Annotated in this window: 11 protein-coding genes and 1 pseudogene; 4 read left to right on the forward strand and 8 right to left on the reverse strand. The window is 36.1% G+C overall.

The features are described 5' to 3' along the window. Positions 1-824: pseudogene (locus tag EQ827_RS06050) on the forward strand (hypothetical protein); the annotation flags it as partial. Positions 825-826: 2 nt separating this feature from the next. Further along, positions 827-1,987, forward strand: coding sequence for a hypothetical protein (locus EQ827_RS06055; protein ID WP_181190096.1), 1,161 nt, complete (start codon positions 827-829; stop codon positions 1,985-1,987). A 14-nt stretch (positions 1,988-2,001) separates the two neighbouring features. Here the strand turns inward: EQ827_RS06055 and EQ827_RS06060 are convergent, their stop codons facing one another. Further along, entirely contained in the window at positions 2,002-3,159 is a 1,158-nt protein-coding gene (locus tag EQ827_RS06060; RefSeq protein ID WP_181190097.1) for an MFS transporter, read from the reverse strand. 444 nt (positions 3,160-3,603) lie between these two features. Here EQ827_RS06060 and EQ827_RS06065 point away from each other — a divergent pair, with 444 nt between their 5' ends. Then, complete coding sequence (locus EQ827_RS06065; RefSeq protein ID WP_181190098.1) at positions 3,604-6,444, forward strand: transglycosylase domain-containing protein; 2,841 nt, start codon at positions 3,604-3,606, stop codon at positions 6,442-6,444. 299 nt (positions 6,445-6,743) lie between these two features. Here the strand turns inward: EQ827_RS06065 and EQ827_RS06070 are convergent, their stop codons facing one another. From EQ827_RS06070 to ccpA, 6 genes are all read right to left on the reverse strand, one after another. After that, positions 6,744-7,967: an MBL fold metallo-hydrolase gene (locus EQ827_RS06070; protein ID WP_181190099.1), complete on the reverse strand. Its 1,224-nt coding sequence runs from the start codon at positions 7,965-7,967 to the stop codon at positions 6,744-6,746. A gap of 73 nt (positions 7,968-8,040) precedes the next feature. Further along, positions 8,041-9,306 carry an ABC transporter substrate-binding protein gene (locus EQ827_RS06075; RefSeq protein ID WP_181190100.1) on the reverse strand — a complete coding sequence of 422 codons (1,266 nt, stop codon included), beginning with the start codon at positions 9,304-9,306 and terminating at the stop codon, positions 8,041-8,043. Between the two features lie 8 nt (positions 9,307-9,314). After that, a complete protein-coding gene (locus tag EQ827_RS06080) occupies positions 9,315-10,136 on the reverse strand; it encodes a carbohydrate ABC transporter permease (RefSeq protein WP_181190101.1) in 822 nt (273 codons plus the stop codon). A 49-nt stretch (positions 10,137-10,185) separates the two neighbouring features. Then, entirely contained in the window at positions 10,186-11,079 is an 894-nt protein-coding gene (locus EQ827_RS06085) for a carbohydrate ABC transporter permease (protein WP_181190102.1), read from the reverse strand. Next, entirely contained in the window at positions 11,072-12,127 is a 1,056-nt protein-coding gene (locus EQ827_RS06090) for an ABC transporter ATP-binding protein (protein ID WP_181190103.1), read from the reverse strand. The genes EQ827_RS06085 and EQ827_RS06090 overlap by 8 nt, the downstream gene beginning before the upstream one ends. A 552-nt stretch (positions 12,128-12,679) precedes the next feature. Next, positions 12,680-13,693: a catabolite control protein A gene (gene ccpA / locus EQ827_RS06095; RefSeq protein ID WP_181190104.1), complete on the reverse strand. Its 1,014-nt coding sequence runs from the start codon at positions 13,691-13,693 to the stop codon at positions 12,680-12,682. Positions 13,694-13,856: 163 nt separating this feature from the next. Here ccpA and EQ827_RS06100 point away from each other — a divergent pair, with 163 nt between their 5' ends. After that, positions 13,857-14,960, forward strand: a complete 1,104-nt coding sequence (locus EQ827_RS06100) for a M24 family metallopeptidase (RefSeq protein WP_181190105.1) — start codon at positions 13,857-13,859, stop codon at positions 14,958-14,960. Positions 14,961-15,009: 49 nt separating this feature from the next. Here the strand turns inward: EQ827_RS06100 and EQ827_RS06105 are convergent. Continuing rightward, the coding region (locus tag EQ827_RS06105; protein ID WP_181190106.1) for a CPBP family intramembrane glutamic endopeptidase at positions 15,010-15,387 on the reverse strand (378 nt) is incomplete at its 5' end.

The following is a 15,387-nucleotide window of genomic DNA, read 5'->3' on the forward strand; positions in this document are numbered from 1 at the left end:
TAATTAACCAGCTTCATGCGATTGGCCAGCAAGTTTATGTTTGGGATGAAATGAATGAAAATCCTAAACAATGGAATTGGCTCGTCAATTTACCTATTGATGGCATTGTCACTAATTTCCCGGCTACAGCAGCCTATTACCAAAAATTAACCCAAACAGCTCGCCAAAATGACGTTAATTTTGATGCGGTTTATTATGATAGTCAACCAGCCGCCTTATGGGAAAATCCTTATCCCCAAGCTCCCCAAAAGGGCACATTAACACCATTAAGCACTGTTCATGTTCAAAAAATTGTCAATATTCAAAACCAAACCTTTTTACAAATAGATGTTAATCGTTTTGTCCAGGCATCAGGGTTTGTTCAAGTTGACTTAATGCACAGTTTGGCTCCTTTTTGGCAGCAACAAGCCCAGCTTAAAAACTACACTGTTGATCGTACGCTTTGGAATCAGCCGTTAGCTAACCACACTTATTTAGGTAGTATTTTGCCAAATAAGACTTATCAGATTACGGCTCTCCAAAATATTGACGGCCACACTTATGCGCAATTAAATCATTATGGTTGGACCAACTTAAGTAATCTGCTCATCAATGCTTGCCCCCAACCTCAGCAAATAGCCCCGCAATTAGAAAGAGAACACACATCTTTACAAGAGAATAATTTTTATTTACAGTTAAACTTACGAATACAGCCTCAGCAATGTACAGCTGATTTTGCAGATGATTTTTCTAATCTGCCATCGATCACTTATACAAGGGAAGTTATCCCCAATTTAACAAATATTACTAATTATTTACCACTTAAATCATCAGAGAAAGGATAGTTATGAACTGGAGCAAATTAGTCGCTGATCATCAAGCTCAAATCTTAGATTATCACCAGCAATTAAAGTCAGCGCTGACCCCGTCTCAAAAGATGGATCAAGTTTTAAAATGGGCTCAGCAGGATCACTTAAAATATCAATTGATTACATCAAAGGCGGAATATTTAGAATGTGGTCATGGTGACCATCTTTTTGCCATAATTATTAATGATCCAATTAAACAAGCACCACAACTAGTAGCAGCTTACTGTGCTTTGAAGCTTTTAAAGTCTAGTAAATTATCTATTCACCAACGCTTACGCTTAATCATTCTCGCAGAGTCCCAAGATAAATCTACTAGTCTTTCTTCTTATTTAGCAGCTGCAGCTGTGCCTAGCGCCAGTTTAGTTATTGCTTCGGGGGCGAATCTGCCAGCTTTCACATTTTATTTTCCCGCTTCACAAATGCCCTTTAACACTACTTTAAAGCAATTAAACCTTGTATCGCGTCAACAACAAAGTCAGGCCCAAATCTTAACCATTAATTGGCAACAAGTTTATCAAACTTGGAAGAATTTTATTCAGCAACAAGAGGTAAAGGGACACTTAGATATTTCCGATTGGCAAATTACGATTAATATTAATTCTAGTTTGCAATCAAAGTTTAGCCCTTCATATTTGCTCGTTCAATTTTTGGCTCAATTAAAATTAGACAACAGCAGTCAGCAATTTATCAAGCTTTTAAGTTATTTAATGAAGCAAAACACAAAAATAGCGTTCCAAGCTAGTTATCAATATACAAAAGGTGGTTTCTTGCAAATCCAGCTTTTACAGGCTTCTTCTGCAACAGTAGCTATCCTGCAGCAAGAATATACGCAATTAAGTCAGGATTATCGAATTAAGTTTAACAGTAATCTCGTGTCCCCTAAAGATGACACTTATTCTGCCAAGTTAGCCCAGATAATTACAACTGCCTATCAATCACAATTACCACCTCATTACTCACAAATTGAGTTATTACCCAGCATTTATAGTGCCACATTTAAGAATAGCTTCACTTTTAATGAAACAGAATTTATAAAAGCTAACGACTTAAGTGATGCTTCTAAAATCAGCACCTTAGTTGCTAGCTATGGGGCAATTTTTCAACAAATTGCCCAAACAAAAAAACAGGATTGGCGCTAAAGCCCTCCTGTTTTTTAATTTTGTGTTCGTGCTACTTGTTGAACAATTAAAGTAATAATAAACGATAAAAATAAAATGATTGCGACGACGACATATGGAATATGTGGATTAAGGTCCATCAACATTCCAGACATAATCGGACCAATAACATTACCTACACTAGTTAAAGAAGTATTTAACCCATTAATCAATCCTTGATTAGCCTGACTAGTTTTAGTTAAAAGTGTAGTAATCGCAGGACGCAACACATCAAAAGCTGTGAACACTATTAAAGTTGCAACAATTACTTCTACTTGATAGTGTGAGCGTGTAATCCAAACCGTACATAAGCCGCCTAATAAAAAGCATATACCAATTAATCGCAATTCTCCTAATTGACGCGTCAGCCAATCAAACATCACAATTTGAAAGAATAGTGAAATAATACCATTTAAAGTCAAAACTAAAGCAATTGTTCCCATGCCAAACTTAAAGACTTGATTAACATAAATACTGTAGATACTTTCAAATCCCTGCAGTCCAAAAGAGGAAATAAAAATCATAGCAAATAAAATAATCATCATTGGCGTTAAAAATTGCTGCCAATTAATCTTTTGATTAGCTGCAATTTTAGCAACAGGTTCATCCACCAAAAAGATTAAAGTAAAAATAGTACTCAAAAATCCTAAAACAGCTGCAGCCCAAAAGGGAGTTTTAATCGAAAAATTAGCTAACATCCCGCCAATGCCAGGTCCCAAAATCAATCCCCCACTAAAAGCTGCTGAAATCCAGCCAATGACTTTGGCACGCTCTTTTTTGCCAGTTAGATCTGCCGCCATTGCCATAGAAGTCGGCATAAACATTGCAGCTGATAATCCTCCGATTACCCGCGACAAATCAAACAGCCACAAACTGTTAGAAAGTGCAAAAATTATTTCAGAAACCATATAAAGAATTAAGCCACTTACAATGACTAATTTGCGGCCAATACGATCAGAAACCCGTCCAATAATAGGTGAAGCGACAAATTGGGCAAACGCATAGAGAGAAGTCATGATTCCAATTTGGGTAGTAGAATAACCATACATTTTTTTGATGAATGGCTCCACTGGGATGACCAAACTAATTCCTAAACAAATTAGAAAATTACCAAATATTAAAATATAGATTGCACGTTTTGTTGCTCTATCCATGTTCTACCTCGCAATATAAATAAAGGAGACTGGACTGACTGCCTAGTCTCTTAAATTCTACTCATTTTAAAAATGATACTCAAAACTTATATATTAAAATTACCTTGACCGTTAAATGAAAGCCTCATTTTAGGCACTAATATGATAACAATCAATTAATGCTAACTGGTATAAAACTCTGCCACCATCATAGCACAACAGAAAAACAATTACACTTCTTGCGGCTTAGTTAAAGAGCTATTATTATCACAAAATATTTAAGATTTATTTTTGCCATTGATGTGCAAAATGTCCAATTTTTCTATGTGTGAACTCATCGTAGTAGATGATGTTCCATACTCAATCCTTAATTTACAAAAATCATAAATTTTCTTGGGAAAGCATACAGAGAGAAGAACTTGTTATATAATACAAGAGATAAATATTAAAAGGCAGGTTTTTTTCGTGAGCAAGCGAGTTTCTTGGAGGAAACGATTTTTTAATAATTTTAAAAATCGATTTCTTGACCCTGACGAACCAATTGGCGTCCATGCCCAGAATTATCGGCGGCCGTCTCGTAATCATTTAATTTCAAAGCAAAAACAAGCCACACCTAAAACTTATACTGTTTTAAATAAAAAAGATCTTCCCCAGAACTTCAGTGGTAAGGTTAATTTAACTATCGGTATAATTCGTAAACTAATCTTATCTTTTTTCATTAGTTTCATTTTATTAATGGGATTATCAGCAGGTTTGGCGACGGGGTATTTTTGCGCCATTATCAAACAAGAACCTATCCCCAGCAATGTCAGCCTGAAAAACCAAATTGAAAAAGTTAACCAATCAACAACCCTTTATTTTGCACATAATATCAAAATGGAACGTGTTCCTAGTGATATTACGCGGCAAAAAGTGCCCTTCAATCAAATTTCTCCAAATCTTAAAAAAGCGGTTGTGGCCACTGAAGATGAAAATTTTTATCGCCATCATGGTGTGGTTCCTAAGTCAATCTTTCGGGCAATTATTTCCGAAATCACCGGTTATGGAACACAAACTGGTGGTTCTACTTTAACTCAGCAACTTGTGAAAATGCAGTTACTCTCTTCAGAAACCACTTGGAAGCGTAAAGCTACAGAAATTCTGTTAGCGACTCGTTTGGAAAAGCATTTCTCTAAAGACCAAATTTTAGAATCCTATTTAAATGTGGCACCAATGGGACATAATAATCGTGGTCAAAATATCGCCGGTGTCCAAGCAGCAGCTCGGGGAATTTTTAATAAGAACGCTAATGACTTAACTCTAGCTCAAGCTGCTTTTATTGCCGGTTTGCCACAAAGTCCTTCGGTATATACCCCCTATGATGATGAAGGGCATGTGCATGCCAATGTCAATTTAGGATTACGCCGTAAAGATGTGGTTCTCTTTAGAATGTATCGTAACCACGATATTACCAAAGCTCAATATCAAGCTGCTCAAAAAGATGATCTACGTTCCCAATTTGCCGCCACCCAAAAAGCTCCCACTGTTAAAATTAAATATGGCTACCTATATAATCTCCTTACCGAACAACTGAAAAACCGTCTCATCAAACAACTAGCTAAAGAAGACAATATCAGTTACCAAGATGTAGTTAAGGATAAAGATATTTATCAAGCCTATAGTCAGCGAGCTAACCGCCTAATGCGTGAACATGATTATCAAGTGCATTCTACAATTGATAAAGACATTTATGATAATATGCAAAGTGCCTTCCAACAAAATGCTAATTTACTAGGAACAGTCCATCACACAACTGCTAATGATCCCAATACTGGTAAAATTGTCCATGTTAGTGAACCCGTGCAAAATGGTAGTGTCCTAATTGACAACCATACTGGTGCAATTTTAAGTTTTGTCGGCGGACAAGACTTTAAGAAGAGTCAGTTAAACCACGCTTTTGATACACAAAGATCTCCTGGTTCATCCATCAAACCAATGTTGGTGTATGCACCAGCAGTAGAGCATGGCCTCATTGGCAGTAAAACTATGTTGGCAGATTTTAAAGTTAAGTTCAACCAATATGCTCCAACTGATTTTGACGATACCATCGGAAATAAGTTTGTTGCAGCTGATAAGGCCTTAGAACAATCATTAAATATTCCTGCCGTCAACCTTTACAATAAATTACTGCACGAAGTTAGTCCCAAACCGTATATGGACAAAATGGGGCTAAAACTCTCTTCGTCTGAATACCATCAACTAGGTCTGGCCTTGGGTGGGACACGCGATGGTTTTTCTGTAGCTCAACAAGCCAGTGCCTTTTCAACCTTTGCTAATCAAGGTGTGCATGTGACACCATATTATATTGATAAAATTACTGACGTCAATCATCATGTTATTTATCGTCATCCCACACAAAAAAAGCGGGTCTTTGCACCGGGAACTACTTATATAATGCAGAAAATGATGCATTCGGTTATCACCCAGGGAACTGCTTCTTCCTTGACCTATCAGTTAAACTTTAATTACCAAAATACCTTTGGTAAAACTGGAACTTCTAATAATTTTCGCGATAATTGGTTCGTGGGCAGCACTCCAGGTGTTACTTTAGCGTCTTGGATTGGCTATGATAATCTTTATGGTCATAACTATAACCTTGCTGAAGACTCTACTGAAACCAACCAAAGCCTTTGGGCCAACTTAATGAACAGTGTTTATCAAATCAATCCTAAAATTTTGCAGACTGAACAAAAAATGCCACGACCTGCAACTGTCAACGAACAAAAGATTTTAACGGAAACTGGAACTCTTCCTGGCAGCACTACTTATCAAGGATATAAAACTTATCTCTCTTCTCCTACAACTACGGGGCTTTTTTATAAAACTCATGCTCCAGAGTTAAGTAAACACTTTGGGATTGGTGGAAAAAACACTAATTACAAACTGTTTTGGGATCATTACTTTGGTAAGGACAATGGTTACGGTGTTACTAAATATCTTAGTGATGACACCAGTCAGTCCCGCCACCGTAACGGACTAGGCTACGGACGAATCGCCAGTTCTAACTCCATTTTTGGTAACTATTCTGGTTCAGTTTGGAATAATAATTCACAAAGCTCTACCAATACTGAAAGCAATAATTCCTACACTAATTCCACTACTAGTGGTTTAGGCGGTAGCGGTAATAACTATAATAGTTATACTCCTCCTGCCCCAACAGTACCTCCTACAACTACACCCGCAATTAATAGTAATTCGGAAAGTAGTCCGAGTGTATCAGCAAATAATAGCGGCAATGAAGGAGCTGCAGCTAATACAGAACCATAAATATTTTAAGTATGATTGATAAATTACACTTAGACTCGAAGAGGTATTTTAATATCTTTACGGGTCTTTTTTAATCTGTGATTTCTTTAAGATTTTGCGTTTAAAAAAGTCTTCTCCATAATTAATTAACTTAAAAAGCAACTCTTTCCAAAAATTGGAAAAGGTCGCTTTTGTGGTCCTATGTGAATAACACCGTCCTATATTTTTATATCCTAAAAGCTAATACTATATATCCTAGCAATATCTAACCTTCAGTGTAATGAAGAATGACGCGGTTAAATCTTAAACTATTGAAAAAATCAAGAAAAATAATAAATTTGATTGCGTTCAGGTAAAAGAGTCGCCAAGCCACATTTTTCTAAAGCAGCTGCTGCTTTTTGAGGATGAAAGGAATGCCAATAAACTGTTGTTTTTGCTTGAACTGCTTGTGCTAAATCTAGTAAATCTGCTTGACTAGCATGACCACTGACCGACAAGACTACCCTTGGAAAATGATGTGCCTGTAAAAAATCTAATAATTGTTGCATGCGTGGATCATAATCCCCCAAAGGTTCACCATTACTTTGTAAATAAAGCAAATGGTCAAAGTTCTCTAATAAAGATAATTGTTCAAAGTTGTTTTGTAATACATATTTTTGAGGATTTTGTTTAATTTGATCAATATTAACATCGCGATCCAATATTAACCAATTCTGCTCTGAATAAAAATGTTCTAAACATTGGCCGAAATTTTTATCCCAAACTATCTGCCGCCCTACTGCTTTGGCACTTTGATTAAAATTATTTAAACGCTCAATATTACGCAAATAAGGATTTAAAACAATCAGATCCCTTGTTTGATGAAGAGCTTCTTTAAATTTAGGCATCAGACTAGTTTCTGTTAAGGGTTGAGGCTGTACTGAAGCATCCGTATTTTCATCCATTGTGTCAAAACTAAAGGCTGTCGCTTCTGATAAAAATAAATCCAAGTGTTGCTGTTGAAAAACTTGTGCCCAATGTTCAACGCGTTGGCGATGAGGTCCATTCAATCGAACATCGCCTGAATGAGCAAAGTAATGCACACCATCACTTACTAAGAGTGCTAAAGCACCAATCACATCATGATCACTGGCAAAGCCAGTAACTGTGAAATCACCCACTACAAGTGGCTGCTCAATTTCTAAAACTCTTAAATTGGCTACGGGTGCCTCAATGCCAAGGTTGATCAATTCCTGATATAATTCATAACTGGGACGACTTAAATAAACAGGAATTGGTGCTTGTAAATACTTTAATGCACCAATATGATCAATATGCATGTGGGAAATAAAAATTGCCTGATGTTCATACTGAGCAGCAGCATTAGGCGTAAACAAATCCGGCAAATCTGGTAAATTACCCTGCTGGATTAATTCAGTAATGGGGGCTTCAGCAAAATTGGCAGCCGTACCCATATCCATTATTACACGACTATTAGCAGTTGAAAATTCTACAATATTACCACCAATTGTTTGTAAGCCATTTAAGAAACGCACTTGGGTCATTTTTAATTCTCCTTTAAATAATAAAGGGTTGGACACGACAGTCCAACCTCTTTGACATAAAATTTATTACTAGTTATTTTTGGTTAATAATTGTTTTAGTCTTTGATTGCAAATCTTTCAAGGCCTGATTTACTGGTTTATGTTGCGTTAACATGTTATCAACTGTACTTACTAAATCATTTCTAAACTCTGAAAAACCAACAAAAGCAGTTGATTGAAAACCAAATGGTAAAGAATCCACGGCCGCCTTAGCAGTAGGATCTTTCTTCAAGAAGTTTTGATACTCGCTACTTTCTACTGCTGACTTACGCACTGGTACATATCCAGTCATTTTAGCCCATTTAATAGTGGTTTTTTTAGATATTAGATACTTCATAAATGCTGCTGCACCCTGTTTTTCTTTCTTTGAAGCTGACTTATACATAACTAAATCATTACCAGCAAATTGAGTTGCCTTTTTTCCCTTGTAAGAAGGTAATGGCATAGTACCCCATTTTAAACTCTTTGGAGCATGTTGTTTCATTGTGGCAATTCCTGCAGAAGAACCAACATAGAAGATGCTTTTACCACTGGTAAAGTTCTTATCACCATAGAGATCTTCACCAGCCGTGAGAGCCTCTTTTTTATTAACCATGTTCATAATAAATTTAGCTGAATTTTTAACAGGTTTGGAAGTCAATTGTGGTTTTAATTTAGAATCAACAAATGTAGACCCGGCAGACTTAGCTAAACCTTCCCATTCCTGATCAAATGACTTGTCAAAAGTCAAAGCTGCAATATTCTTGGATTTAAGTTTTTGACCATCTTTTTGAATTTCTTCCCAGGACGCTGGTTTTTTGATGTTATACTTATCCATTAAATCCTGATTATAATACATAATCCGGGTAGATTTACTAAAAGGAACTGAATAGTATTTACCTTGATATTTGGAGCTCTGGGCAAATGCTGGATATATTCCCTTTAATTTTGCGCTACCAAGATAGCTATCTAAGGGAGCAATCAATTTATCTTTAGCATAATCAGGTACTGCAGTATAAGTTGCTTGACTAATTACTGGCAAGGTTTGGGACTTAGCCGCAGCCATAATCTTTTGCTGCAAAGCCGAATAATTGCCTTGTGCCTTTGCCACAACTTTATACTGCGATTGTGATTTATTAAAGTCAGCTACTACTGTATCTAATGACTTACGATAGGGACCATTTAAGCCATGCCAAAAGACAATTGTCGTTTTCTTATGAGCTGCTTGTGTTGGTATTGAAGATGTACTCAAAACACTACCCACACTTAAAACAAGTGCCAAAACAACCGTGATTAACTTTTTCCAAAAATTAGTTTTCATCTATTAAATCATCCTTTCAATCCTGACTTTGAAATTCCTGCGATAATATATTTTTGTAAAAAGAGGTACAAAATAACCATTGGAATAATTACAAAAGTGGATGCTGCCATTAATAACTGATATTCTGTACCCGCATCAGTAGTAAAGGCCTGTAATCCCACTGGTAAAGTACGAGCGGTAGCATCATTAGTAACAATCAGTGGCCACATAAAAGCATTCCAACTGCCAATCATCTGTAATACCGTTACGGCCGTAATTGAAGACTTTGACATAGGTACCAATATTCGCCATAAGAATCCCCAGTCACTAGCTCCATCAATTTTGGCTGCAAAATAAATCGAATCTGGTACCGCTTGGAACGATTGCTTGAGCATAAATACTGTGAAAAAACTAGCCAAATAAGGTAAAATCAATGCCCCATAAGTATTAATCAAATGCATTTTTGATAGGGTCACAAAATTAGGAATTAAGAGCATCTCCCCCGGAATCATCATTGTCCCTAGGAAAAAAGAAAACAAGAAGTTTTTTCCATGAAAGTTTAACTTGGCAAAAGCAAACGCGGCTAAAATACTTGTCACAATCTGTCCTAAAGTTGTTACTAGAGTAACTACTACACTATTAACAAAATATCGCATAAACGGTGCTGCCTTAAAGGCCTCCACATAATTAGCCCAACGTAAAACTTTGGGTATCCAAATCGGCGGTATCTTAATCGTTTCAGTACTAGTTTTTAAAGATGTTGATATCATCCATAAAAACGGCAACAACATGATAATTGCACCTAAACTAACAATTACATATAACAAAACTTGGCTCATAGTTTTTTTCATGGTGACCTCTCTTGAAATAACAATTTTTTATCCTCAAAAGTTTAACTAGCTAATAGTGAACATGTCGGCGTGAATAACTTAATTGAATTAATGTCACAACAAGAATCAATAAAAATAAAATTACGCCGCTAGCGGCAGCAATAGTATATTTGTTTTCAATATAAAACTTTTGATAGAGATAATAAACCAAGGTTAAACAGGCTTTGCTGGGACCAGGAGAATTTTGAAATAGTGCGAATACTTGATCAAACACTTTAAAACTTACAATAATTTCATTAACTGTTACTAAAAAAGTAGTAGGGGATAACAACGGCACTGTGATGTGTAAGAACTGCTGCCACGAGTTGGCCCCGTCAATAGCCGCAGCTTGATAATAACGATTGTCTATATTATTAAGCCCCACTAAAAACAAAATAATATTAAATCCTAAACCTTTCCAAACACTCATAATAATCAAGGCCCACATGGCATAATGGGGGTCATTGAGCCAATTAATCGGCTGAATCCCTACCAGGCCTAATAAATAATTCAAAAAGCCATAATTAGAGTGGTAAATCCAATTCCACACCATCGCAATTGCAACAGTACTCGTCACAAACGGCAAGAAGTAAATAGTTCGAAATAAGCTAGAAAACCAGCGCAGTTTATTTAACATTAAAGCAATTATAAGAGACAGAACAATTGTCAACGGTACAACACCAAAAACAAAAATCAAAGTATTTTTTAATGCAATATAGAAATCAGGATCAGCAAATAAATAGCGAAAATTATCCCAACCAATTGCCCCTACTTTGTTTGTAAAAAAATCATATTTAGTATAAATACTCATTAAAAAGGATTGTACAATCGGATAGATACAAAAAACCAAGAGCACTAAGAGCATTGGTAATAAATATAAATATGCTTGGAGGGTAGTTTTCCAATTCTTTTTTTGGTTAATCATGAGTTTTAACCTCCAGCCGCTTACCATCGTTGTCAAAGAAATAGGTTCCTTGTTTAGCAAAATATAAATCAACTAACTGCTTGCCAAACTGATAATTAGCTGGAATCCCAGTGGAAACTAGCCTTTGCTGATGATAACTAATATTAGCTGTTACACTACTGCCAAAATGCTCTATTTTATCAATTTGCGCTTGAATCTGACCCACACAATCAATCGGCGGCTGTGGCAAAATAGCTTCTGCCCGCACACCAACAGCCTTAACTTGCTGGTAAAAGTTTGAAGGTAAGTATTTTTGAAGACTAGCCTGTAAATCGGCGGCATCCAAAACATTAATAACTGGATTGCCGATAAACTTGGCTACAAAAAGGTTCTTAGGATCATCATACAAGTCTTGTGGCTGAGTAAATTGTTGAATACGACCATCGTTTAACACCATAACATAATCTGAAATATGTAAAGCTTCATCTTGATCATGTGTAACGAAAATTGTCGTAATCCCGGTTTCTTGTTGGATCCGTTTGATTTCTTGACGCATTTCAATTCGTAAGCGTGCATCCAAATTAGATAATGGTTCATCCAAAAGCAAAAGACTGGGCTGTTTAGCCAAAGCTCGAGCAATAGCCACTCGCTGTTGTTGACCTCCAGATAAGGCCGCCGGCTTTTTAGTCAACTGATCTTCAACATGTACCAAATGAGCATATTTTTTAGCAATTTGATACCGTTTAGCTTTATTAACCTTTTGCATTTTCAAAGGGAAAGCTATATTATCCAGCACACTCAAATGCGGATATAAGGCATAATTTTGAAAAACCATTCCCACTTTACGTTCTAGGGCACTTTGATCTGTAACCTCCTTTGAGCCAAAAAAAATCTGTCCTTTTGTAACATGTAAGAGGCCAGAAATTAAATTTAAAGTGGTAGTTTTACCCCCACCACTAGGTCCTAATAGGGAAACTAATTTGCCATCGGGGATCGTAAAATTTAAATCTTTTAATATCGTTTTCTTATCGTCATAAGATAGATCGACATGCTCAAAAGTTACATTCAAATTAAGTTCCTCCTTGAATTACCATTCTATCCCTTAATGAAATTTTAAGCGCTTATCCAAAACAATGCAACAACTAATTTTTATAAAAAATAAAATAATGTTCTATTATAGGACTGTTATCCCCAAAATTCAGTCTTTTTAAAACAAAATTTTGTTAGAAAAACGAACATTTTATTTTTGCTAATTTTTTTGCAAACATCACAACGCTTACAGGCAAAAGCTATTGTGCTCATTTGATCTTTTTAGAAGATGATTTTTAATTTACGAAAATTATAATTTTTTTGAGAAAAATATTATAAATTTCAAATTATTGAGAGAACTAAATAAAAATTGTCACTACCACTCTAATAATAATGAATTGACAAAATAAGGGTGCTAGGCCAAAAATTGCCCCAGCACCCTGGTATTCATTTTACATTAAACTACTATCGCGGACCCTAGTCCAAAGTCTGTTTCCTTAATAAACTTAGTACTCAAATTCTCAATGCCTTGTTTTTGCCCTGTTTTTCAATTTTTATCTTTCACAAAATAATTTTCCAATTAAAAAATATTTTAATTGTTTTTCGTAGTGCCACGCTTGATAAGACTATAAGGTAGGCGAATTGCTCGTTCCTGAATATTTTCATCATTCATCAACTTAGTCAGCATCCGCATAGCAACAGCACCAATATCATAAAGCGGCTGGGCAATTGCGGTCATCTTTGGACGGGTAACATCACATAAAATAGTATTGCTGCCAGTAATTAATTCAAAATCTTCGGGGATGCGTACTCCCGCATCTAAAGCAGCATTTAACACACCTGCTGCCAATAAGTCATTAGAAACATACGCCGCTGTTGCTCCGCTATCTTGAATTGCATCCCAAGCTGCTGCCCCCGCAGTTAAGTTATAAACTGTTTCAAAGACATTTGCAGAAGAATATTTTAAGCCGGCTTGTTCTAAAGCTTGTTGATACCCCTTAAGCCGATATTTACTATTAATAGGACTATCCAAATTGCCAGTAACCATCGCAATTTTTTGATTACCAGAATCAATTAATAATTTAACAACATCACGAACGGCTGTAACATAGTCAATATTGACACTTGCAAATTCGTTATCCGGATCAATTGCTCCAGCAAAAACAATAGGAACACGTGAGTTAGTCATTTCTTTATACAAAACTGCTGAAATATCTTCACCCATATAAATAATTCCATCAACTTGCTTAGCTAATAAATCATTGAATAGTTGTTGTTCACTGCCAATACCATTTTTTAAACTAGTTAAAATAATATTATATTTATACATTGATGCTACATCATCAATACCCTTGGCTAAATTTGCATAAAGCAAATCAGTCATACTCGGCAAAATCACACCAATTGTTGTACTCTTTTTGCTGGCAAGCCCACGTGCTACCGCATTAGGCCGATAATGTAATTTATCAATGACCTCCATAACTTTTTTACGGGTAGTTTCCTTAACATTGTTATTGCCATTCACAACCCGCGAAACCGTTGCCATGGAAACACCTGCTTGCCGGGCAACGTCGGTAATTGTGATTTCCTTGTCCGTTTTATTCATAAAGCTTACCTCGATTTACGTTTTCTGAAAACTATTCTTTTCATAGATTTTCATTACTAATCTATCAAAAAAATCACACAATTGCAAGCGCTTCAGGCAAAGAATAATAATTTTTATCTAAAAGTGCTATAATTTGACTAAGAATTAATAGGAGGTAGTATTTATGAACCATTTACAAAATTTACAAAAATGGGTTGCTGATTCTGGATACGATGTTGCTTACATCAGTAATCCGACTGATATCATGTACTTTACAGGCTTTAGCAGTGATCCCGAAGAAAGAGTATTGGCCTTATTCGTATTTCCTGAAGCAGAGCCATTCTTATTTACCCCACAATTAGAAGTTGAAGCAGCTAAAAAAGCCGGCTGGAATCATGATGTCTATGGTTATTTGGACCATGAAGATCCTTTTGAAATTATCGCTAGCCATATTAAAGAACGTACTCAACAGACCACTAAATGGGCTATTGAAAAAGCTGATTTACCTTATCAGCGCTATGAAGCTGTTAAAAAAGAATTCCCTGATGCAATTTTCCCCGGAAATGCTTCTGAATTCTTGGATCAATTAAAATTATTCAAAACTCCAGATGAAATTGAATTAATGAAAGAAGCTGGCAAACAAGCTGACTATGCCTTCCAATTAGGATTTGACGCTCTATCTACAAGCCGAACGGAACAACAAGTAGTTGCTGAAATTGAATATGGTCTTATGAAAAAAGGAGTTATGCACACTAGCTTTGATACAATCGTCCAATCTGGAGTAAATGCAGCCGATCCGCATGGGGGACCTGAAAAAGTCAATATTCAATCTAACGCCTTAACTTTGTTTGACTTAGGAACTGTCAACAAGGGTTATATGAGTGATGCTTCACGTACAGTCGCTTTTGGTGAACCCACTGCTAAGCAAAAAGAAATCTACGATGTTTGTCTTCAAGCTCAATTAGCAGCTATGGATGCTGCTAAACCAGGGATTACAGCTGCGCAATTAGATGGTGTTGCCCGCAAAATTATTACAGATGCCGGATATGGTGAATACTTTATTCATCGTCTAGGCCACGGTATTGGTACGTCTACTCACGAGTTTCCGTCAATTATGGAAGGTAATGATATGGTACTCAAGCCAGGCATGTGCTTCTCAATTGAACCTGGAATTTATATTCAAGGTGTTGCTGGTGTACGGATTGAAGATTGTATTTACCTAACCGAAAATGGCAACGAACCCTTTACCCACACGACAAAAGAATTACAAGTTTTACCAATTAAATAATTAACAATTTTAAAACGACCGCGTCAACGGTCGTTTTTTGATACCTACGTTATTCTCTGATTGGTTGCTTAATGTTGACTCTTTGCGATTTTCTTAACATCCAGATACCCGAAATAATAAAAATTACTACCGGCAATAGATCAAGACTGGTAACCTTATTTATAGATGTGCCACCATTTGTATATGTAGCAATAAAGTCTTGGGACCCATGCACTAAAAAGGAAAATAATATACTGCCAGTTCTTAAATAAATTGCTGATAAGAGGATGCCAATAGAAAACGCTGATAATATCTGCAACAAAGTAATTAGCAGCGCTTGATGGGTTAAATTAACAAGATGTGTCAAAGCAAATAACAAACTAGAAAGCAATACTCCCACCCAAATTTTGTTTTGGGCATTACCCAATTTACTAGCTAAGGGCAACAA

The sequence above is a fragment of the Bombilactobacillus bombi genome (genome assembly GCF_013607485.1).
Taxonomy (GTDB): Bacteria; Bacillota; Bacilli; order Lactobacillales; family Lactobacillaceae; genus Bombilactobacillus; species Bombilactobacillus bombi_A.